This is a genomic window from Pseudomonas rosaeacicularis (assembly GCF_057128745.1).
In genome coordinates, this window is sequence record NZ_JBSKHT010000020.1 from 103807 (window position 1) to 122217 (window position 18411).

The 18411-nt window shown below is 53.6% G+C and carries 32 protein-coding genes; all 32 read right to left on the reverse strand.

Features of this window, described 5'->3' with window-relative positions:
- Positions 1-130: 130 nt before the first annotated feature.
- Positions 131-517, reverse strand: coding sequence for a 50S ribosomal protein L17 (gene rplQ / locus ACWKWM_RS24235; protein ID WP_004397026.1), 387 nt, complete (start codon positions 515-517; stop codon positions 131-133).
- 41 nt (positions 518-558) lie between these two features.
- Positions 559-1560, reverse strand: coding sequence for a DNA-directed RNA polymerase subunit alpha (locus tag ACWKWM_RS24240; RefSeq protein ID WP_007970428.1), 1002 nt, complete (start codon positions 1558-1560; stop codon positions 559-561).
- A gap of 22 nt (positions 1561-1582) precedes the next feature.
- Positions 1583-2203: a 30S ribosomal protein S4 gene (gene rpsD / locus ACWKWM_RS24245; RefSeq protein WP_037017742.1), complete on the reverse strand. Its 621-nt coding sequence runs from the start codon at positions 2201-2203 to the stop codon at positions 1583-1585.
- An 18-nt stretch (positions 2204-2221) separates the two neighbouring features.
- Positions 2222-2611, reverse strand: coding sequence for a 30S ribosomal protein S11 (rpsK, locus tag ACWKWM_RS24250; RefSeq protein ID WP_002555466.1), 390 nt, complete (start codon positions 2609-2611; stop codon positions 2222-2224).
- A gap of 30 nt (positions 2612-2641) precedes the next feature.
- Entirely contained in the window at positions 2642-2998 is a 357-nt protein-coding gene (rpsM, locus tag ACWKWM_RS24255; protein ID WP_483838107.1) for a 30S ribosomal protein S13, read from the reverse strand.
- A gap of 130 nt (positions 2999-3128) precedes the next feature.
- Complete coding sequence (rpmJ, locus tag ACWKWM_RS24260) at positions 3129-3245, reverse strand: 50S ribosomal protein L36 (RefSeq protein WP_002555468.1); 117 nt, start codon at positions 3243-3245, stop codon at positions 3129-3131.
- A 28-nt stretch (positions 3246-3273) separates the two neighbouring features.
- A complete protein-coding gene (secY, locus tag ACWKWM_RS24265) occupies positions 3274-4602 on the reverse strand; it encodes a preprotein translocase subunit SecY (RefSeq protein ID WP_483838106.1) in 1329 nt (442 codons plus the stop codon).
- Positions 4603-5034, reverse strand: a complete 432-nt coding sequence (gene rplO / locus ACWKWM_RS24270; protein WP_483838105.1) for a 50S ribosomal protein L15 — start codon at positions 5032-5034, stop codon at positions 4603-4605.
- A gap of 3 nt (positions 5035-5037) precedes the next feature.
- The gene (rpmD, locus tag ACWKWM_RS24275; RefSeq protein ID WP_028621547.1) at positions 5038-5214 is read right to left on the reverse strand and encodes a 50S ribosomal protein L30; all 177 of its coding nucleotides are present in this window, start codon (positions 5212-5214) and stop codon (positions 5038-5040) included.
- A gap of 2 nt (positions 5215-5216) precedes the next feature.
- Positions 5217-5717, reverse strand: coding sequence for a 30S ribosomal protein S5 (gene rpsE / locus ACWKWM_RS24280; protein WP_349802589.1), 501 nt, complete (start codon positions 5715-5717; stop codon positions 5217-5219).
- A gap of 3 nt (positions 5718-5720) precedes the next feature.
- The gene (gene rplR / locus ACWKWM_RS24285) at positions 5721-6071 is read right to left on the reverse strand and encodes a 50S ribosomal protein L18 (protein ID WP_037017727.1); all 351 of its coding nucleotides are present in this window, start codon (positions 6069-6071) and stop codon (positions 5721-5723) included.
- A gap of 10 nt (positions 6072-6081) precedes the next feature.
- Positions 6082-6615 (reverse strand): 50S ribosomal protein L6, encoded by a 534-nt coding sequence (gene rplF, locus ACWKWM_RS24290; RefSeq protein ID WP_032626504.1) that lies wholly within the window; start codon positions 6613-6615, stop codon positions 6082-6084.
- Positions 6616-6627: 12 nt separating this feature from the next.
- Positions 6628-7020 carry a 30S ribosomal protein S8 gene (gene rpsH / locus ACWKWM_RS24295; protein WP_349802591.1) on the reverse strand — a complete coding sequence of 131 codons (393 nt, stop codon included), beginning with the start codon at positions 7018-7020 and terminating at the stop codon, positions 6628-6630.
- A 214-nt stretch (positions 7021-7234) separates the two neighbouring features.
- Entirely contained in the window at positions 7235-7540 is a 306-nt protein-coding gene (rpsN, locus tag ACWKWM_RS24300) for a 30S ribosomal protein S14 (protein WP_483838104.1), read from the reverse strand.
- Between the two features lie 14 nt (positions 7541-7554).
- The gene (gene rplE, locus ACWKWM_RS24305; RefSeq protein WP_397451125.1) at positions 7555-8094 is read right to left on the reverse strand and encodes a 50S ribosomal protein L5; all 540 of its coding nucleotides are present in this window, start codon (positions 8092-8094) and stop codon (positions 7555-7557) included.
- Positions 8095-8114: 20 nt separating this feature from the next.
- A complete protein-coding gene (rplX, locus tag ACWKWM_RS24310; protein ID WP_483838103.1) occupies positions 8115-8429 on the reverse strand; it encodes a 50S ribosomal protein L24 in 315 nt (104 codons plus the stop codon).
- A gap of 11 nt (positions 8430-8440) precedes the next feature.
- Positions 8441-8809, reverse strand: coding sequence for a 50S ribosomal protein L14 (rplN, locus tag ACWKWM_RS24315; RefSeq protein WP_002555479.1), 369 nt, complete (start codon positions 8807-8809; stop codon positions 8441-8443).
- A 23-nt stretch (positions 8810-8832) separates the two neighbouring features.
- A complete protein-coding gene (rpsQ, locus tag ACWKWM_RS24320; RefSeq protein WP_003194644.1) occupies positions 8833-9099 on the reverse strand; it encodes a 30S ribosomal protein S17 in 267 nt (88 codons plus the stop codon).
- A gap of 2 nt (positions 9100-9101) precedes the next feature.
- Entirely contained in the window at positions 9102-9293 is a 192-nt protein-coding gene (gene rpmC, locus ACWKWM_RS24325; RefSeq protein WP_002555481.1) for a 50S ribosomal protein L29, read from the reverse strand.
- Positions 9293-9706, reverse strand: coding sequence for a 50S ribosomal protein L16 (rplP, locus tag ACWKWM_RS24330; protein WP_027898303.1), 414 nt, complete (start codon positions 9704-9706; stop codon positions 9293-9295). Before rplP ends, rpmC begins: the two co-directional genes overlap by 1 nt.
- A gap of 12 nt (positions 9707-9718) precedes the next feature.
- Positions 9719-10405, reverse strand: a complete 687-nt coding sequence (rpsC, locus tag ACWKWM_RS24335; protein WP_003176422.1) for a 30S ribosomal protein S3 — start codon at positions 10403-10405, stop codon at positions 9719-9721.
- A 13-nt stretch (positions 10406-10418) separates the two neighbouring features.
- A complete protein-coding gene (gene rplV / locus ACWKWM_RS24340; RefSeq protein ID WP_002555485.1) occupies positions 10419-10751 on the reverse strand; it encodes a 50S ribosomal protein L22 in 333 nt (110 codons plus the stop codon).
- A gap of 13 nt (positions 10752-10764) precedes the next feature.
- Positions 10765-11040 carry a 30S ribosomal protein S19 gene (gene rpsS / locus ACWKWM_RS24345; RefSeq protein ID WP_426143576.1) on the reverse strand — a complete coding sequence of 92 codons (276 nt, stop codon included), beginning with the start codon at positions 11038-11040 and terminating at the stop codon, positions 10765-10767.
- Positions 11041-11056: 16 nt separating this feature from the next.
- Positions 11057-11881, reverse strand: coding sequence for a 50S ribosomal protein L2 (gene rplB / locus ACWKWM_RS24350; RefSeq protein WP_483838102.1), 825 nt, complete (start codon positions 11879-11881; stop codon positions 11057-11059).
- Between the two features lie 14 nt (positions 11882-11895).
- Positions 11896-12195 carry a 50S ribosomal protein L23 gene (gene rplW / locus ACWKWM_RS24355; protein ID WP_002555488.1) on the reverse strand — a complete coding sequence of 100 codons (300 nt, stop codon included), beginning with the start codon at positions 12193-12195 and terminating at the stop codon, positions 11896-11898.
- Positions 12192-12794, reverse strand: a complete 603-nt coding sequence (gene rplD, locus ACWKWM_RS24360) for a 50S ribosomal protein L4 (protein ID WP_483838101.1) — start codon at positions 12792-12794, stop codon at positions 12192-12194. Before rplD ends, rplW begins: the two co-directional genes overlap by 4 nt.
- A gap of 12 nt (positions 12795-12806) precedes the next feature.
- Positions 12807-13442, reverse strand: coding sequence for a 50S ribosomal protein L3 (rplC, locus tag ACWKWM_RS24365; protein WP_268798241.1), 636 nt, complete (start codon positions 13440-13442; stop codon positions 12807-12809).
- Between the two features lie 81 nt (positions 13443-13523).
- Positions 13524-13835 carry a 30S ribosomal protein S10 gene (gene rpsJ / locus ACWKWM_RS24370; RefSeq protein WP_003186070.1) on the reverse strand — a complete coding sequence of 104 codons (312 nt, stop codon included), beginning with the start codon at positions 13833-13835 and terminating at the stop codon, positions 13524-13526.
- A 138-nt stretch (positions 13836-13973) separates the two neighbouring features.
- A complete protein-coding gene (gene tuf / locus ACWKWM_RS24375) occupies positions 13974-15167 on the reverse strand; it encodes an elongation factor Tu (RefSeq protein ID WP_483838100.1) in 1194 nt (397 codons plus the stop codon).
- Positions 15168-15198: 31 nt separating this feature from the next.
- A complete protein-coding gene (gene fusA, locus ACWKWM_RS24380; protein ID WP_483848574.1) occupies positions 15199-17304 on the reverse strand; it encodes an elongation factor G in 2106 nt (701 codons plus the stop codon).
- 30 nt (positions 17305-17334) lie between these two features.
- On the reverse strand, positions 17335-17805 hold the full coding sequence (gene rpsG / locus ACWKWM_RS24385) for a 30S ribosomal protein S7 (RefSeq protein ID WP_002555493.1): 471 nt from the start codon (positions 17803-17805) through the stop codon (positions 17335-17337).
- Positions 17806-17925: 120 nt separating this feature from the next.
- Positions 17926-18297: a 30S ribosomal protein S12 gene (gene rpsL, locus ACWKWM_RS24390; protein ID WP_002555494.1), complete on the reverse strand. Its 372-nt coding sequence runs from the start codon at positions 18295-18297 to the stop codon at positions 17926-17928.
- Positions 18298-18411: the final 114 nt, after the last annotated feature.

Here is an 18411-nt window from a genome sequence, read left to right on the forward strand (position 1 = left end):
AGGAAGCTTCCGTTTATCACTACGAGTTAGCACAATAAATCAGCAACTTTGAGATTTAAAACTTTTTGAATCCCAAATCCAGAAAACAAAAAACCGGGCACTAGGCCCGGTTCTTCGTAAGACTCATGTCTTATTCAGCGGCTTCTACAGAACCACCGACAGGACGATCAACCAGCTCGACGTACGCCATAGGCGCGTTGTCGCCAGTGCGGAAACCGCACTTGAGGATACGCAGATAGCCGCCCTGACGGGTTGCATAGCGTTTGCCCAGATCGTTGAACAGCTTACCGACGATTTCTTTCGAACGAGTACGGTCGAAAGCCAAACGGCGATTAGCTACGCTGTCTTCCTTAGCCAAGGTGATCAGCGGCTCAGCAACGCGACGCAGTTCTTTGGCTTTCGGCAGGGTAGTCTTGATCAGCTCGTGCTCGAACAGCGACACCGCCATGTTTTGAAACATGGCCTTGCGGTGCGAGCTGGTACGGCTCAGGTGACGTCCACTTTTACGATGACGCATGGTTCATTCCTTACCAAACTCACGTTCGGTGATTACGACGATCAGGCCGTAGCCTTGTCGTCCTTCTTAAGACTTGCCGGCGGCCAGTTATCCAGGCGCATGCCGAGGGAGAGACCACGAGAAGCCAGAACGTCCTTGATTTCGGTCAAGGATTTCTTGCCTAGGTTCGGAGTCTTCAACAGTTCTACTTCGGTGCGCTGAATCAGGTCGCCGATGTAGTAAATGTTCTCCGCCTTAAGGCAGTTGGCCGAACGTACGGTCAGTTCCAAATCGTCAACCGGACGAAGCAGGATCGGATCGATCTCGTCTTCCTGTTCGACTACCACTGGTTCGCTGTCACCTTTGAGGTCGACGAACGCAGCCAACTGCTGTTGCAGAATGGTTGCTGCACGACGGATTGCCTCTTCAGGATCCAGAGTACCGTTGGTTTCCAGATCAATAACCAGCTTGTCTAAGTTGGTACGCTGTTCGACACGGGCGTTTTCCACCACGTATGCGATACGACGGACCGGGCTGAACGAGGAATCGAGCTGCAAGCGACCGATGCTGCGGCTTTCATCTTCATCGCTCTGACGCGAATCTGCTGGTTCATAACCGCGACCACGAGCTACAACGAGCTTCATGTTCAGGGCGCCGTTAGACGCCAGGTTAGCGATTACGTGATCGGGGTTAACGATCTCGACATCGTGATCCAGCTGAATATCGGCAGCGGTAACCACCCCCGAACCCTTCTTCGACAAGGTCAGCGTAACTTCGTCTCGACCGTGCAGCTTGATAGCCAGACCTTTAAGGTTCAACAGGATTTCAATGACATCTTCCTGTACACCTTCGATGGCGCTGTACTCATGGAGTACACCGTCAATCTCGGCCTCGACTACTGCACAGCCGGGCATGGAGGACAACAGGATGCGGCGCAGCGCGTTGCCCAGGGTATGGCCGAAACCACGCTCGAGAGGCTCGAGCGTGATTTTGGCGCGGGTTGGACTGACAACCTGCACATCAATGTGGCGGGGTGTCAGGAACTCATTTACCGAAATCTGCATGGATGCACCTATTTTCTAGCCCTTACTTGGAGTAGAGCTCGACAATCAGGCTTTCGTTGATGTCGGCGGACAGATCACTGCGAGCTGGAACGCTTTTGAAGACGCCAGATTTTTTCTCAGTGTCTACTTCTACCCATTCTACGCGGCCACGTTGGGCACACAGATCGAGAGCCTGCACAATACGCAGTTGGTTCTTCGCTTTTTCACGAATAGCCACTACGTCACCAGCACGAACCTGGTAGGAAGGAACGTTAACGGTTTTGCCGTTTACGCTAACCGACTTGTGCGATACCAGCTGACGAGATTCGGCACGAGTAGAGCCAAAACCCATACGGTATACGACGTTGTCCAGACGGCATTCGAGCAGTTGCAGCAGGTTCTCACCAGTAGCGCCTTTCTTGCCGGCAGCTTCTTTGTAATAACCGCTGAATTGACGCTCGAGAACGCCGTAGATACGACGAACCTTCTGTTTTTCACGCAGCTGAGTACCGTAATCGGACTGGCGACCGCGGCGTTGACCGTGGATGCCTGGAGCTGCTTCGATGTTGCACTTGGATTCGATAGCGCGAACGCCGCTCTTCAAAAAGAGATCGGTGCCTTCACGACGAGCAAGTTTGCATTTTGGACCAATGTAACGAGCCATTTCTTACAGTCTCCTGGATTACACGCGGCGCTTCTTCGGCGGCCGGCACCCGTTGTGCGGGATTGGCGTCACGTCGGTGATGCTGGCGATCTTATAGCCACAGCCGTTCAAAGCACGGACAGCGGACTCACGACCTGGGCCTGGACCTTTGACGTTAACGTCGAGGTTCTTCAGACCGTATTCCAGCGCAGCTTGACCAGCACGTTCAGCAGCTACTTGAGCAGCAAACGGAGTGGACTTGCGTGAACCGCGGAAACCCGAGCCGCCGGAGGTAGCCCAAGAGAGAGCGTTACCTTGACGATCGGTGATGGTGACGATTGTGTTGTTAAACGACGCGTGGATGTGGGCGATGCCATCAACCACTGTCTTTTTAACTTTTTTACGAGGACGAGCAGCAGGTTTTGCCATGACTAAATTCCTGTCGATGCGCTGGTGCGATTACTTGCGGATCGGCTTACGCGGACCTTTGCGAGTACGCGCGTTGGTCTTGGTACGCTGACCGCGTACTGGAAGACCACGACGATGGCGCAGACCGCGGTAGCAGCCCAAATCCATCAAGCGCTTGATTTTCATGTTGATTTCGCGACGCAGGTCACCTTCAGTGGTGAACTTCGCCACTTCGCCACGCAGCTGTTCAATCTGCTCGTCGCTCAGATCTTTGATCTTCGCCGCTGGGTTTACCCCAGTGGTTGCACAGATATTCTGTGCGGTAGTGCGACCAACACCATAGATGTAGGTCAGCGAGATAACAGTATGCTTGTTATCTGGAATGTTAACGCCTGCAATACGGGCCATTCAGTGGGACTCCAATTGACAGCTACCTACGCCCCGGAAGCCAAGAAATAGGGCGCGAGATAATATCGCTGTAATAACAAATAATCAACCCAGCAGCGCACTAGCTGCTGGGCTTAAGCACAGATCACACTCAGCCTTGGCGCTGTTTGTGACGTGGTTCCGCGCTGCAAATTACTCGAACAACACCTTCGCGGCGAATAATCTTGCAGTTACGGCACAGCTTTTTCACCGATGCACGAACTTTCATCACCAACTCCTCGAACCTTATGGGTACATCAGCGAAGCATGCCGCTGCCGTAACCCTTCAGGTTGGCTTTCTTCATCAGGGATTCGTACTGGTGCGAAACGAGGTGAGATTGCACTTGCGACATAAAGTCCATCACAACCACGACCACGATCAGCAACGAGGTCCCGCCAAGGTAGAACGGTACGTTTGCTGCAACCACCAGGAACTGGGGAAGCAAGCACACGGCCGTCATATAGAGAGCACCGAACATGGTCAAACGCGTCAGCACACCATCAATGTAGCGTGCAGACTGCTCACCAGGACGGATACCCGGAATAAAGGCACCGGACTTCTTCAGGTTTTCCGCTACGTCTTTCGGATTGAACATCAACGCCGTATAGAAGAAGCAGAAGAAAATAATCCCTGCACTAAACAGCAGAATATTCAACGGCTGACCAGGAGCGATCGACTGCGAGATGTCCTGCAACCAGCCCATACCTTCAGACTGACCAAACCAGGCACCCAACGAAGCAGGGAACAGCAAGATGCTGCTCGCGAAAATAGCTGGAATCACACCAGCCATGTTCACCTTCAACGGTAGATGGCTCGTCTGCGCAGCAAAAACCTTACGGCCCTGCTGACGCTTAGCGTAGTGAACAGCAATACGTCGCTGACCACGCTCAATGAACACCACGAAACCGATAATCGCCACTGCCAACAAACCGATAGCGACCAATGCGAAAATGTTGATATCGCCCTGACGTGCAGACTCAAAAGACTGCCCTATCGCTCTCGGAAGACCGGCGACGATACCCGAAAAAATCAACATCGAGATACCGTTACCAACACCGCGCTCGGTAATCTGCTCGCCCAGCCACATCATGAACAGCGCACCGGCCACAAAGGTGGTGACTGCAACAAAATGGAAGCCCAGGTCTGCAGAGAACGCAACGCCCTGACCAGCCAAGCCGATGGACATGCCAATAGCTTGAACCAGCGCCAGGATAACGGTGCCATAGCGGGTGTACTGGCTAATCTTGCGACGACCAGCTTCACCTTCCTTCTTCAACTGCTCCAGCTGTGGGCTGACAGCGGTCATGAGCTGCATGATGATCGACGCCGAAATGTACGGCATGATCCCCAATGCAAAAATGCTCATTCGCTCCAGCGCACCGCCGGAAAACATGTTGAACAAGCTAAGAATGGTCCCCTCATTCTGTCGAAACAGTTCTGCCAGCCGGTCCGGATTGATACCTGGAACTGGGATGTGCGCACCTATTCTATAGACGATAATCGCCAGGAACAGGAAACGCAGCCGGGCCCAGAGTTCGGACAACCCGCCTTTGCTGAGCGCTGAGAGAGCACCTTGCTTAGCCATTTATTCCTCGAACTTGCCGCCAGCTGCTTCGATAGCCGCACGCGCACCTTTGGTGGCTGCGATACCTTTTAAGGTGACCGCGCGAGTAACCTCACCGGACAGCATGATTTTCACACGCTGAACATTTTGGTTAATCACGTTGGCATCCTTCAACGACTGCACAGTGATAACGCCTTCAACTTTTGCCAGCTCGGAAGTGCGAACTTCTGCACGATCCATAGCTTTCAAAGAGACGAAACCAAACTTAGGCAGACGACGATGCAGCGGCTGTTGGCCGCCTTCGAAGCCCGGAGCAATGGTGCCACCGGAACGGGAGCTTTGACCTTTGTGGCCACGGCCACCAGTCTTACCCAAACCGCTACCGATACCACGGCCCGGACGATGCTTCTCGCGACGGGAACCCGGCGCAGGACTCAGATCATTGAGTTTCATCGATTAACCCTCGACTCGCAGCATGTAGTAAGCCTTGTTGATCATCCCGCGATTCTCAGGAGTATCGACAACTTCTACAGTGTGACCGATGCGACGCAGACCCAAACCCTTAACGCACAGTTTGTGATTAGGGATGCGGCCGGTCATGCTTTTGATCAGCGTGACTTTAACGGTAGCCATGATCAGAAGATCTCCTTGACGTTCAAGCCGCGCTTGGCAGCAATGGACTCAGGGGACTGCATGGTTTTCAAACCCTTGAACGTAGCGTGAACCACGTTTACCGGGTTAGTCGAACCGTAGCACTTGGCCAACACGTTTTGAACGCCGGCAACTTCCAGCACTGCGCGCATTGCGCCGCCAGCAATGATGCCAGTACCTTCAGACGCAGGCTGCATGTAGACCTTGGAAGCGCCATGTGCAGACTTAATTGCGTACTGCAGAGTAGTGCCGTTCAGATCAACCTGGATCATGTTACGGCGTGCAGCTTCCATTGCCTTCTGGATCGCAGCAGGCACTTCACGTGACTTGCCACGGCCGAAGCCAACACGGCCCTTGCCATCACCTACCACGGTCAACGCGGTGAAGGTGAAGATACGGCCGCCTTTGACGGTCTTGGCTACACGATTAACTTGAACCAGCTTCTCGATGTAACCTTCGTCGCGTTTTTGGTCGTTATTTGACATAACTTAGAACTCCAGCCCGCCTTCACGAGCAGCATCAGCCAGCGCCTTGACGCGGCCGTGGTACTTGAAGCCAGAACGGTCGAAAGCCACTTGCGATACACCGGCGGCTTTCGCACGCTCAGCAATCAGCTGGCCAACCTTAGTGGCCGCGTCGATGTTGCCAGTGGCACCATCACGCAGTTCTTTGTCCAAAGTCGAAGCATTCGCCAAGACTTTGCTGCCGTCGGCCGAAATGACCTGGGCATAAATGTGCTGCGAAGAGCGGTACACGCAGAGACGCACGACTTCGAGCTCGTGCATTTTCAGGCGTGCTTTGCGAGCGCGACGCAGTCGGGTAACTTTTTTGACGGTCATTTGCTATGCCCTACTTCTTCTTGGCTTCTTTACGACGGACGACTTCGTCTGCGTAACGCACGCCTTTGCCTTTATATGGCTCAGGACGGCGGAAGTCGCGGATCTCAGCGGCCACTTGACCAACCAACTGCTTGTCGATACCTCGGATGAAGATATCAGTTTGGTTGGGCGTCTCAGCGGTGATGCCTTCCGGCAATTCGTAATCCACTGGGTGCGAGAAGCCAAGAGCCAGGTTCAGCACCGTGCCTTTAGCTTGCGCTTTGTAACCAACACCGACCAGCTGGAGCTTACGCTCGAAGCCTTGGCTTACGCCTTGGACCATGTTGTTTACCAACGCACGAGTGGTACCGGCCATTGCGCGAGTTTGTTGATCGCCATTGCGAGCAGCAAAACGCAGCTCACCAGCTTCTTCAACAATCTCAACGGACGAATGAATGTTCAGGTCGAGAGTGCCCTTGGCACCCTTCACCGAAAGCTGCTGGCCGACGAGTTTGACTTCGACGCCTGATGGCAACTTAACGGGGTTCTTAGCTACGCGTGACATGCTTATCCCCCCTTAGAACACAGTGCAAAGAACTTCGCCGCCGACACCGGCAGCGCGCGCAGCACGATCCGTCATCACACCTTTGTTGGTGGAGACGATAGACACACCGAGGCCGCCACGAACTTTTGGCAATTCCTCAACGGACTTGTACTGACGCAGGCCTGGACGGCTAACGCGCTTCACTTCCTCGATGACCGGACGGCCTTCGAAGTATTTCAGCTCGATGGATAGCAACGGTTTGATTTCGCTGCTGATCTGATAACCCGCAATGTAACCCTCGTCTTTCAAGACTTTAGCTACAGCTACCTTCAACGTGGAAGATGGCATGCTTACGACGGGCTTTTCAGCCATCTGGGCATTACGGATACGAGTTAGCATGTCCGCTAACGGGTCCTGCATACTCATGGGCTAGACGCTCCTGATACAAAATTAATTAGCCTTGCGGCTACAGCTTTTCGCCGAAAAATACCGTGCACGTGAAGACACGGGCTCTGGCGAGCCGGCAATTCTAGACGCACCCCAGAAATGAATCAAGCCCCAAAAGGGGCCTGATTCAGATTCAGAGGTTACAGCCAGCAATTTCTTCCGAAATCGGTGGCCGAAACCCAAGAATAACGCCTTACCAGCTGGCTTTAACCAGACCTGGCACGTCGCCACGCATTGCTGCTTGACGCAGCATGTTACGGCCAAGGCCGAACTTGCGATAAACGCCGTGTGGACGGCCAGTCAAACGGCAACGGTTACGCATGCGAGCAGCACTTGCGTCACGTGGTTGCTTCTGCAGAGCTACTTGAGCTTCCCAACGTGCTTCTGGACTTGCGTTCAGATCAACGATGATGGCTTTCAATTCTGCACGCTTTTTGGCGTACTTTGCGACCGTAAGCTGACGCTTAAGCTCGCGATTTTTCATGCTCGTCTTGGCCATGGTAACTACTCCAATCAGTTGCGGAACGGGAACTTGAAAGCGCGCAGCAATGCGCGGCCTTCGTCGTCCGTACGAGCAGTGGTGGTCAGGGTAATGTCCAGACCGCGCAGAGCATCGATCTTGTCGTAATCAATTTCCGGGAAAATGATCTGCTCTTTAACGCCCATGCTGTAGTTACCACGACCATCAAAGGACTTGGCATTCAGGCCGCGGAAGTCGCGAACCCGAGGCAGGGAGATCGACAGCAGACGATCCAGGAATTCATACATACGGTCGCGGCGCAGAGTGACTTTGACGCCGATCGGCCAACCCTCACGGACTTTAAAGCCTGCGATGGATTTCCGAGCATAAGTCACAACAACTTTTTGACCGGTGATCTTTTCCAAATCAGCTACAGCGTGCTCGATGACTTTTTTGTCACCGATCGCTTCGCCCAAACCCATGTTCAGGGTGATTTTAGTAACGCGCGGAACTTCCATCACGTTCGCGAGCTTAAGTTCTTCCTTAAGCTTCGGAGCGATTTCCTTCCGGTAAATCTCTTTTAGTCGTGCCATGGTCTTCTACCTAGCAGTGTTCAAGCATCAACCGCTTTTTGGGTCGACTTGAAGACACGAATTTTTTTGCCTTCTTCAACTTTGAAACCAACGCGGTCAGCCTTGTTGGTTGCGCCGTTGAAAATGGCGACGTTAGAAGCGTGCAATGGCGCTTCTTTTTCGATGATACCGCCCTGAATGCCCGCAGCCGGATTAGGCTTGGTATGACGCTTCACGAGGTTGATCCCACCAACGACCAAACGGTCGTCGACGAGAACCTTGAGCACCTTACCGCGCTTACCCTTGTCTTTGCCGGCGATCACGATGATCTCGTCGTCACGACGAATCTTTTGCATGTCGGATCTCCTTACAGCACTTCTGGGGCGAGCGAGACAATCTTCATGAACTTCTCAGTACGAAGTTCACGTGTCACTGGCCCAAAGATACGGGTGCCGATCGGCTCTTGCTTGTTGTTCAACAGAACAGCAGCGTTGCCATCGAAGCGGATGATGGAGCCGTCTGCACGACGAACGCCATGGCGAGTGCGGACCACAACAGCAGTCATCACTTGACCTTTCTTCACCTTGCCGCGCGGAATTGCTTCCTTAACGGTTACTTTGATGATGTCACCGATACCAGCGTAACGACGATGAGAGCCACCAAGCACCTTGATGCACATAACGCGGCGCGCGCCGCTGTTATCGGCCACATCGAGCATGGATTGAGTCTGAATCATATAATTTCTCCGACCCCTAGCCCTTAGACTTCCACAGCGCGTTCGAGAACATCAACCAGGGCCCAAGATTTGGTCTTGGCCATCGGACGAGTTTCACGAATCGTGACCTTGTCGCCGATGTGGCACTGATTGGTTTCGTCGTGCGCGTGCAGCTTAGTCGAACGCTTAACGTATTTACCGTAGATCGGGTGCTTTACGCGACGCTCAATCAAAACGGTGATGGTCTTGTCCATCTTGTCGCTGACAACACGGCCAGTCAGCGTACGGACGGTTTTTTCGGCTTCAGCCATGATTACTTACCTGCCTGCTGGTTGAGCACAGTCTTCACGCGAGCGATGTCACGCTTAACTTGCGAGAGCAGGTGAGACTGCCCCAACTGGCCAGTTGCTTTCTGCATACGCAGATTGAACTGGTCGCGCAGCAGGCCGAGCAGTTGCTCGTTCAGCTGCTGTGCTGATTTTTCACGAAGTTCATTCGCTTTCATCACATCACCGTCCGCTTAACAAAGGAGGTGGCGAGCGGCAGCTTTGCAGCAGCCAGGGCGAAAGCCTCACGCGCCAACTCTTCAGACACACCTTCGATCTCATACAGGACTTTGCCTGGCTGGATCTGGGCAACCCAGTACTCCACGTTACCCTTACCTTTACCCATCCGAACTTCGAGTGGCTTCTTGGTTACAGGCTTGTCCGGGAATACACGGATCCAGATTTTACCGCCACGCTTAACGTGACGGGTCAATGCACGACGCGCTGACTCAATCTGACGAGCGGTGAGACGACCACGAGCAACAGACTTCAGCGCATATTCGCCGAAGCTGACTTTGCTACCGCGCAATGCCAGGCCACGGTTATGGCCAGTCATCTGCTTGCGGAACTTCGTACGCTTTGGTTGCAACATTTGGCGTACCCCTTACTTAGCAGCTTTTTTACGAGGCGCTGGTGCTTGTGGTTTCAGCTCTTCTTGGCGACCACCAATTACTTCGCCTTTGAAGATCCAAACCTTTACACCGATCACACCGTATGTGGTGTGAGCTTCGTAGTTGGCATAGTCGATGTCGGCACGCAGGGTGTGCAGTGGCACACGACCTTCGCGATACCATTCAGTACGTGCGATTTCAGCACCGCCGAGACGACCGCTCACTTGGATTTTGATGCCTTTGGCACCAATGCGCATTGCGTTCTGTACTGCGCGCTTCATAGCGCGACGGAACATTACGCGACGCTCCAGCTGCTGAGCTACGCTCTGCGCAACCAGCATACCGTCAAGCTCCGGCTTGCGGATCTCTTCGATATTGATGTGCACAGGCACACCCATTTGCTTGGTCAGGTCCTGACGCAGTTTCTCAACATCTTCACCTTTCTTGCCGATCACGATGCCGGGACGAGCGGTGTGGATGGTGATACGTGCAGTTTGAGCCGGACGATGGATATCGATACGGCTTACGGACGCGCTTTTTAATTTGTCTTGGAGATACTCGCGCACCTTCAGATCAGCGAACAAATAGTCCGCATAAGTCCGACCGTCTGCGTACCAGACGGAGGTGTGCTCCTTGACGATTCCCAGGCGAATGCCAATGGGATGTACTTTCTGACCCATCTCTTCGACTCCGTTACTTGTCAGCAACCTTGACAGTGATATGGCAAGACCGCTTGACGATGCGATCAGCACGGCCTTTGGCACGTGGCATGATTCGCTTCAGCGAACGCCCTTCGTTGACGAAAACGGTGGAGACCTTAAGGTCATCAACGTCTGCGCCTTCGTTATGCTCGGCGTTGGCTACGGCCGACTCCAGCACTTTTTTCAGGATCTCGGCGGCTTTCTTACTGCTGAAAGCCAACAGGTTGAGCGCTTCGCCCACCTTCTTCCCGCGGATCTGGTCGGCGACCAAGCGGGCTTTCTGGGCGGAGATTCGAGCGCCCGACAACTTAGCGGCTACTTCCATCGTTCCTTACCCCTTAACGCTTGGCTTTCTTGTCTGCCACGTGCCCACGATATGTGCGGGTACCGGCAAACTCGCCTAGTTTGTGGCCGACCATGTCTTCGCTAACGAGAACTGGGACATGTAGGCGACCGTTATGAACAGCGATGGTCAAACCGACCATTTGTGGCAGGATCATCGAACGGCGCGACCAGGTTTTCACCGGTTTGCGATCATTCTTTTCCGCCGCCACTTCGATCTTCTTCAGTAGGTGAAGATCAATAAAAGGACCTTTTTTCAGAGAACGTGGCACTGTCGTATCCCTCTATTTACTTGCGACGACGGACGATCATTTTGTCGGTACGCTTATTACCACGAGTCTTCGCGCCCTTAGTCGGGAAGCCCCACGGCGATACCGGATGACGACCACCAGAGGTACGACCTTCACCACCACCATGTGGGTGGTCAACCGGGTTCATGGCAACACCACGAACGGTTGGGCGAACGCCACGCCAGCGCTTGGCACCAGCTTTACCCAAGGAACGCAGGCTGTGCTCGGAGTTCGAGACTTCGCCCAGCGTTGCACGGCATTCAGCCAGGACTTTACGCATCTCACCGGAGCGAAGACGCAGAGTCACATAGACACCTTCACGCGCAATCAACTGAGCCGAAGCACCAGCAGAACGTGCGATTTGTGCGCCTTTACCCGGCTTCAATTCAATACCGTGAATCGTGCTACCAACTGGAATGTTGCGCAGTTGAAGAGCGTTGCCCGGCTTGATTGGAGCCAATGCACCAGCAATAAGCTGGTCGCCAGCACTCACACCCTTAGGTGCGATGATGTAACGGCGCTCACCGTCTGCGTACAGCAGCAAAGCAATGTGAGCAGTACGGTTCGGATCGTATTCGATGCGTTCAACAGTGGCTGCGATGCCATCTTTGTCGTTGCGACGGAAGTCGACCAAACGATAATGCTGCTTATGACCACCACCGATGTGACGCGTGGTAATACGGCCATTGTTGTTACGACCACCAGTCTTCGATTTTTTCTCGAGCAGCGGTGCGTGAGGAGCGCCTTTATGCAGCTCCTGGTTGACCACCTTGACCACAAAACGGCGGCCAGGGGAAGTCGGTTTGCATTTAACGATTGCCATGATGCACCCCTTCCTTACTCAGCACTGCTGCTGAAATCGAGATCTTGGCCTGGCTGAAGGGAGATAACTGCCTTCTTCCAGTCATTACGCTTGCCCAGACCGCGAGCAGTGCGCTTGCTCTTACCCAAAACGTTCAGGGTAGTAACACGCTCTACTTTCACGCTGAACAGGCTTTCGACGGCCTTCTTGATTTCCAGCTTGGTTGCATCAGTAGCAACCTTGAAAACAAACTGGCCTTTCTTGTCAGCCAGAACCGTGGCCTTCTCGGAAACGTGCGGGCCAAGTAGAACTTTAAATACGCGTTCCTGGTTCATCCCAGCAGCTCCTCGAATTTCTTCACGGCCGACACAGTGATCAACACTTTGTCGTATGCGATCAGACTAACTGGATCGGAACCTTGAACATCACGTACATCAACGTGCGGAAGGTTGCGAGCAGCCAGGTACAGATTCTGGTCAACAGCGTCAGACACTATCAAGACGTCAGTCAGACCCATGTCATTCAGCTTATTCAGCAGATCTTTGGTTTTCGGTGCTTCAACAGCGAAATCCTGAACCACGACTAAACGATCAGTACGAACCAGTTCAGCAAGAATGGAGCGCAGAGCTGCGCGATACATCTTCTTGTTGAGCTTCTGAGAGTGGTCCTGTGGACGAGCTGCGAAAGTGGTACCGCCGCCACGCCAAATCGGGCTACGGATAGTACCGGCACGAGCACGGCCAGTACCCTTCTGACGCCAAGGGCGTTTACCGCCACCAGAAACGTCGGAACGAGTCTTTTGCTGCTTGCTACCCTGACGGCCGCCAGCCATGTAGGCCACGACTGCTTGGTGAACCAGCGTCTCGTTGAATTCGCCGCCAAATGTCAGTTCGGAAACTTCGATTGCTTGAGCGTCATTTACATTTAATTGCATGTCAGCTTCCCCTTAACCGCGAGCCTTGGCTGCTGGACGTACAACCAAGTTACCGCCAGTAGCGCCAGGAACAGCACCTTTGACCAGCAACAGATTGCGTTCAGCGTCCACGCGCACCACTTCCAAGGACTGCACGGTCACGCGCTCAGCGCCCATATGACCGGACATTTTCTTGCCCTTGAATACACGACCAGGAGTCTGGCACTGGCCGATAGAGCCAGGGACGCGGTGGGAGACGGAGTTACCGTGAGTATTATCTTGGCCACGGAAATTGTGGCGTTTGATCGTACCCTGGAAACCTTTACCTTTGGACTGACCGGTCACATCGACCATCTGACCAGCAGCGAAGATTTCAGCATTGATCAGATCGCCAGCCTGGTAATCGCCTTCTTCAAGACGGAATTCCCAAACACCGCGACCTGCGGCAACGTTCGCCTTAGCGAAGTGACCAGCTTGAGCAGCAGTCACGCGCGAAGCACGACGCTCACCTACAGTGACTTGCACTGCACGGTAGCCATCAGTTTCTTCGGTTTTGAACTGGGTGACGCGATTCGGCTCGATCTCAATGACCGTAACCGGAATGGAGACACCTTCTTCGGTGAAAATACGGGTCATACCGCATTTACGACCGACTACACCAATAGTCATGTTGTAAACCTCATGAGTGTACGGGGCTTTCACCCGCTATGGCCGCCCATTTCAGAGCGTTACACGACTAAGACCCAAGTCTTAGCCGAGGCTGATCTGCACTTCCACACCGGCCGCAAGATCAAGCTTCATAAGCGCGTCAACGGTTTTATCCGTTGGCTGGACGATGTCCAGAACACGCTTGTGAGTACGGATCTCATACTGGTCGCGCGCATCTTTGTTGACGTGCGGAGAAACCAGAACGGTGAACCGCTCTTTACGGGTAGGCAGTGGAATTGGACCACGCACTTGAGCACCAGTACGTTTCGCGGTTTCCACGATTTCCTGGGTTGATTGGTCGATCAGGCGATGGTCAAAAGCCTTCAACCTGATACGGATTTGCTGATTTTGCATTGGATTTCAGACTCCAGGCTACTTCCCACCGAGCGCAATACGCCCGTTAAAAGGAGGCGCAATTCTATAGACGGGCCAACCGGGTGTCAACCCAATAAAAAAGCCCCCGCAAGCGGGGGCTTTTTCTTAAATCATCGCTTACGCAATGATTTTGGCTACGACGCCAGCGCCGACGGTACGACCGCCTTCACGAATAGCGAAACGCAGACCATCTTCCATCGCGATAGGCTTGATCAGGGTAACGGAAACTTTCACGTTATCACCTGGCATAACCATTTCGGTGCCTTCCGGCAGTTCGCAGCTACCAGTTACGTCGGTAGTACGGAAGTAGAACTGTGGACGATAGCCTTTGAAGAACGGAGTATGACGGCCGCCTTCTTCTTTGCTCAGAACATAGATTTCAGCTTCGAACTGAGTGTGCGGCTTAACGGTGCCTGGCTTGACCAGAACCTGGCCACGCTCAACGTCGTCACGCTTGGTGCCGCGCAGCAGAACGCCGCAGTTCTCACCTGCACGACCTTCGTCCAGCAGCTTGCGGAACATCTCAACGCCAGTGCAAGTAGTCTTGGTGGTGTCACGCAGACCCACGATTTCCACTTCTTCCTGGATCTTAACGATGCCACGCTCAACACGACCAGTAACAACAGTACCGCGACCGGAGATCGAGAATACGTCTTCGATAGGCATCAGGAACGGCTTGTCGATCGCGCGAACTGGCTCTGGAATGTATGTGTCCAGAGTTTCAACCAGCTTCTTGACCGCAGTGGTACCCATCTCGTTGTCGTCTTGGCCGTTCAGAGCCATCAGAGCAGAACCGATGATGATCGGAGTGTCGTCACCTGGGAAATCGTAAGTGCTGAGCAGGTCACGCACTTCCATTTCAACCAGTTCCAGCAGCTCGGCGTCATCAACCATGTCAGCCTTGTTCAGGAAGACAACGATGTATGGAACGCCAACCTGACGGGACAGCAGGATGTGCTCACGAGTCTGAGGCATCGGACCATCAGCAGCCGAACAAACCAGAATCGCGCCGTCCATCTGTGCAGCACCGGTGATCATGTTTTTTACGTAGTCGGCGTGACCTGGGCAGTCAACGTGCGCGTAGTGGCGAACGGCCGAATCGTATTCAACGTGAGCGGTGTTGATGGTGATACCACGAGCTTTTTCTTCTGGTGCGCTGTCGATCTTGTCGAAGTCAACACGAGCCGAACCGAATACTTCGGAGCAGACGCGAGTCAAAGCAGCAGTCAGAGTGGTTTTACCGTGGTCAACGTGACCGATAGTGCCAACGTTGACGTGCGGTTTGTTACGTTCAAATTTTTCTTTAGCCACGACAAATAACTCCTAGCCTAAAGGCGCTGAATCAGCCTTGTTTTTTGGTTACAGTTTCGACGATGTGCGACGGAGCTGTATTGTATTTTTTGAATTCCATAGAGTAGCTTGCGCGACCTTGAGACATGGAACGAACGTCGGTCGCATAACCGAACATTTCACCCAACGGAACCTCAGCGCGAATTACCTTGCCGGACACCGTATCTTCCATACCCAGGATCATGCCGCGACGACGGTTAAGGTCGCCCATTACGTCACCCATATAGTCTTCAGGCGTAACAACCTCTACAGCCATGATCGGCTCAAGCAACTCACCACCACCCTTCTGGGCCAGTTGCTTGGTCGCCATGGAAGCAGCCACCTTAAACGCCATCTCGTTCGAGTCGACGTCGTGGTAAGAACCATCAAACACGGTAGCCTTCAGGCCGATCAGCGGATAGCCGGCAACAACGCCGTTCTTCATCTGCTCTTCGATACCCTTCTGGATAGCCGGAATGTATTCCTTAGGAACCACACCACCCACTACTTCGTTCACGAATTGCAGACCTTCCTGACCTTCGTCAGCAGGAGCAAAACGGATCCAGCAGTGACCGAACTGGCCACGACCGCCGGACTGACGAACGAACTTGCCTTCGATTTCACAGTTCTTCGTGATGCGCTCACGATAGGAAACCTGAGGCTTACCGATGTTGGCTTCGACGTTGAACTCACGGCGCATCCGATCAACCAGGATGTCCAGGTGCAACTCGCCCATGCCGGAGATGATCGTCTGACCAGTCTCTTCATCAGTTTTGACGCGGAAAGAAGGGTCTTCCTGAGCAAGTTTACCCAGTGCGATACCCATTTTTTCCTGGTCATCCTTAGTCTTTGGCTCAACGGCAACCGAAATAACAGGCTCCGGGAAGTCCATACGAACCAGGATGATTGGCTTGTCAGCGTTGCACAAAGTTTCACCGGTGGTGACGTCCTTCATGCCGATCAAGGCCGCGATGTCACCAGCGCGTACTTCCTTGATCTCTTCGCGGGCGTTTGCGTGCATTTGCACCATACGACCCACGCGCTCTTTCTTGCCTTTAACCGAGTTGATCACGCCGTCGCCGGAGGCCAACACACCCGAGTAAACCCGGACAAAGGTCAAAGTACCCACGAATGGGTCAGTAGCGATTTTGAACGCCAAAGCCGAGAACGGCTCGTTGTCGTCCGCATGACGCTCCAGGTCTTTAGTCTCGTCATCAGGGTCAGTACCCTTGATGGCAGGAATATCGACCGGCGCGGGCAGGTAATCGATAACGGCGTCGAGAACGAGGGGAACACCCTTGTTCTTGAAAGAAGAACCACAAACAGCCAAGACGATCTCACCAGCGATAGTACGCTGACGCAGAGCAGCCTTGATTTCCTCGTTGGTGAGCTCTTCACCTTCAAGGTACTTGTTCATCAGCTCTTCACTGGCTTCAGCCGCAGCTTCAACCATATTGCCGCGCCACTCATCAGCTAATTCCTGCAACTCAGCAGGGATAGCCTCACGACGTGGAACCATGCCTTTGTCAGAATCGTTCCAGTAGACCGCCTCCATGGACATCAGATCGATCTGACCCTGGAAGTTATCTTCAGCACCAATGGCCAACTGGATCGGCACCGGGGTGTGACCCAAGCGCTGCTTGATCTGACCAATTACGCGCAGGAAGTCCGCGCCAGCACGGTCCATCTTGTTGACATAAACAAGACGCGGAACACCGTATTTGTTGGCTTGACGCCATACGGTTTCGGACTGAGGCTCAACACCCGAAGTACCACAGAACACAACGACCGCGCCGTCGAGCACCCGGAGGGAACGCTCAACTTCAATGGTGAAGTCAACGTGGCCCGGGGTGTCAATAACGTTGAAACGGTATTGGTCTTTGTGTTGCTTCTCGGAACCCTGCCAAAAGGCAGTGATAGCAGCAGAAGTAATGGTAATACCACGCTCCTGCTCCTGCACCATCCAGTCCGTGGTCGCGGCGCCATCATGCACCTCGCCCATTTTGTGGCTTTTGCCGGTGTAAAAAAGGACGCGCTCGGTGGTGGTGGTTTTACCAGCATCCACGTGAGCAACGATACCAATGTTACGGTAGCGATTGATCGGTGTAGTACGAGCCATAAAGCCCTCGCAAAATTAGTGACGCTGTGATTAGAAGCGGTAGTGCGAGAAAGCTTTGTTGGCTTCAGCCATACGGTGCACGTCTTCACGCTTCTTAACTGCAGCACCTTTACCTTCAGCGGCGTCCAACAGTTCGCCAGCCAAACGCAGAGCCATAGACTTCTCACCGCGCTTGCGCGCGAAGTCTACCAGCCAACGCATTGCCAGAGCATTACGACGGGACGGACGAACTTCGACCGGAACCTGGTAAGTAGCACCGCCTACACGGCGCGACTTTACTTCGACCAGCGGAGCGATGGCGTCGAGAGCTTTCTCGAAGATTTCCAGGGGATCGCTGTTCTTGCGTTCTTTAACCTTTTCCAGCGCGCCATAAACGATACGCTCGGCAACGGCTTTTTTGCCGCTTTCCATCACGTGGTTCATGAACTTGGCCAGAATCTGGCTGCCGTATTTTGGATCGTCAAGCACTTCGCGCTTGGCTGCTACGCGTCTTCTTGGCATGGATAAGCCCTCAAACGGTCTTCAGGTTCGCTCGGAATCAGTGCCCGTTGCGGGGCGCCTCCGACCTTACTCTTATCGACTCAGAAAAATAGATAATTCAGTGTTTACAAAAAGCCGCTACTACTTAGGCTTCTTGGTACCGTACTTCGAACGACCTTGGTTACGACCTTTGACGCCGGAGGTATCCAGGGAGCCGCGAACGGTGTGATAACGAACACCTGGCAAGTCTTTTACACGGCCGCCACGAATCAAAACGACGCTGTGCTCTTGCAGGTTGTGGCCTTCACCGCCGATGTACGAGGAAACCTCGAAACCGTTGGTCAGACGCACACGGCATACTTTACGCAGTGCCGAGTTAGGTTTTTTCGGCGTAGTGGTATACACGCGAGTGCATACGCCACGACGTTGCGGGCAGTTCTGCAGCGCAGGCACGTCGGATTTCTCGACGATACGCTTACGCGGCTGACGTACCAGCTGGTTGATAGTTGCCATCTACTAGCTCCACTGTTGTCTTGCGACGCTATTGTCTTGCAAGAAAAGCAAAATGGCAGGACATGCGTCCCGCCAAATTTAGGGGTACAAGAGTCTAAAGAGGATCCTGCCCCC

What these genes read in the sequence shown, in the direction of transcription:
- rplE (WP_397451125.1), bottom strand. Translation starts at nt 8,094, where the DNA reads ATGGCACGACTAAAAGAGATTTACCGGAAGGAAATCGCTCCGAAGCTT.
- rplF (WP_032626504.1), bottom strand. Translation starts at nt 6,615, where the DNA reads ATGTCACGCGTAGCTAAGAACCCCGTTAAGTTGCCATCAGGCGTCGAA.
- rpsJ (WP_003186070.1), bottom strand. Translation starts at nt 13,835, where the DNA reads ATGCAAAATCAGCAAATCCGTATCAGGTTGAAGGCTTTTGACCATCGC.
- rplX (WP_483838103.1), bottom strand. Translation starts at nt 8,429, where the DNA reads ATGCAAAAGATTCGTCGTGACGACGAGATCATCGTGATCGCCGGCAAA.
- rpsH (WP_349802591.1), bottom strand. Translation starts at nt 7,020, where the DNA reads ATGAGTATGCAGGACCCGTTAGCGGACATGCTAACTCGTATCCGTAAT.
- rpsC (WP_003176422.1), bottom strand. Translation starts at nt 10,405, where the DNA reads ATGGGTCAGAAAGTACATCCCATTGGCATTCGCCTGGGAATCGTCAAG.
- rplN (WP_002555479.1), bottom strand. Translation starts at nt 8,809, where the DNA reads ATGATTCAGACTCAATCCATGCTCGATGTGGCCGATAACAGCGGCGCG.
- rplB (WP_483838102.1), bottom strand. Translation starts at nt 11,881, where the DNA reads ATGGCAATCGTTAAATGCAAACCGACTTCCCCTGGCCGCCGTTTTGTG.
- rplW (WP_002555488.1), bottom strand. Translation starts at nt 12,195, where the DNA reads ATGAACCAGGAACGCGTATTTAAAGTTCTACTTGGCCCGCACGTTTCC.
- rpsQ (WP_003194644.1), bottom strand. Translation starts at nt 9,099, where the DNA reads ATGGCTGAAGCCGAAAAAACCGTCCGTACGCTGACTGGCCGTGTTGTC.
- rplQ (WP_004397026.1), bottom strand. Translation starts at nt 517, where the DNA reads ATGCGTCATCGTAAAAGTGGACGTCACCTGAGCCGTACCAGCTCGCAC.
- rpmC (WP_002555481.1), bottom strand. Translation starts at nt 9,293, where the DNA reads ATGAAAGCGAATGAACTTCGTGAAAAATCAGCACAGCAGCTGAACGAG.
- rpsN (WP_483838104.1), bottom strand. Translation starts at nt 7,540, where the DNA reads ATGGCCAAGACGAGCATGAAAAATCGCGAGCTTAAGCGTCAGCTTACG.
- secY (WP_483838106.1), bottom strand. Translation starts at nt 4,602, where the DNA reads ATGGCTAAGCAAGGTGCTCTCTCAGCGCTCAGCAAAGGCGGGTTGTCC.
- rplP (WP_027898303.1), bottom strand. Translation starts at nt 9,706, where the DNA reads ATGTTGCAACCAAAGCGTACGAAGTTCCGCAAGCAGATGACTGGCCAT.
- rpsD (WP_037017742.1), bottom strand. Translation starts at nt 2,203, where the DNA reads ATGGCTCGTTACATTGGTCCAAAATGCAAACTTGCTCGTCGTGAAGGC.
- rplV (WP_002555485.1), bottom strand. Translation starts at nt 10,751, where the DNA reads ATGGAAGTAGCCGCTAAGTTGTCGGGCGCTCGAATCTCCGCCCAGAAA.
- ACWKWM_RS24240 (WP_007970428.1), bottom strand. Translation starts at nt 1,560, where the DNA reads ATGCAGATTTCGGTAAATGAGTTCCTGACACCCCGCCACATTGATGTG.
- rplC (WP_268798241.1), bottom strand. Translation starts at nt 13,442, where the DNA reads ATGACTATTGGTGTAGTCGGTCGTAAATGCGGTATGACCCGTATTTTC.
- rpsK (WP_002555466.1), bottom strand. Translation starts at nt 2,611, where the DNA reads ATGGCAAAACCTGCTGCTCGTCCTCGTAAAAAAGTTAAAAAGACAGTG.
- rpsE (WP_349802589.1), bottom strand. Translation starts at nt 5,717, where the DNA reads ATGTCAAATAACGACCAAAAACGCGACGAAGGTTACATCGAGAAGCTG.
- rplO (WP_483838105.1), bottom strand. Translation starts at nt 5,034, where the DNA reads ATGAAACTCAATGATCTGAGTCCTGCGCCGGGTTCCCGTCGCGAGAAG.
- rplD (WP_483838101.1), bottom strand. Translation starts at nt 12,794, where the DNA reads ATGCAATTAAATGTAAATGACGCTCAAGCAATCGAAGTTTCCGAACTG.
- rpsG (WP_002555493.1), bottom strand. Translation starts at nt 17,805, where the DNA reads ATGCCAAGAAGACGCGTAGCAGCCAAGCGCGAAGTGCTTGACGATCCA.
- rpmJ (WP_002555468.1), bottom strand. Translation starts at nt 3,245, where the DNA reads ATGAAAGTTCGTGCATCGGTGAAAAAGCTGTGCCGTAACTGCAAGATT.
- rpsL (WP_002555494.1), bottom strand. Translation starts at nt 18,297, where the DNA reads ATGGCAACTATCAACCAGCTGGTACGTCAGCCGCGTAAGCGTATCGTC.
- rpsM (WP_483838107.1), bottom strand. Translation starts at nt 2,998, where the DNA reads ATGGCCCGTATTGCAGGCGTTAACATTCCAGATAACAAGCATACTGTT.
- rplR (WP_037017727.1), bottom strand. Translation starts at nt 6,071, where the DNA reads ATGACCGTCAAAAAAGTTACCCGACTGCGTCGCGCTCGCAAAGCACGC.
- fusA (WP_483848574.1), bottom strand. Translation starts at nt 17,304, where the DNA reads ATGGCTCGTACTACACCGATCAATCGCTACCGTAACATTGGTATCGTT.
- rpmD (WP_028621547.1), bottom strand. Translation starts at nt 5,214, where the DNA reads ATGGCTACCGTTAAAGTCACGCTGATCAAAAGCATGACCGGCCGCATC.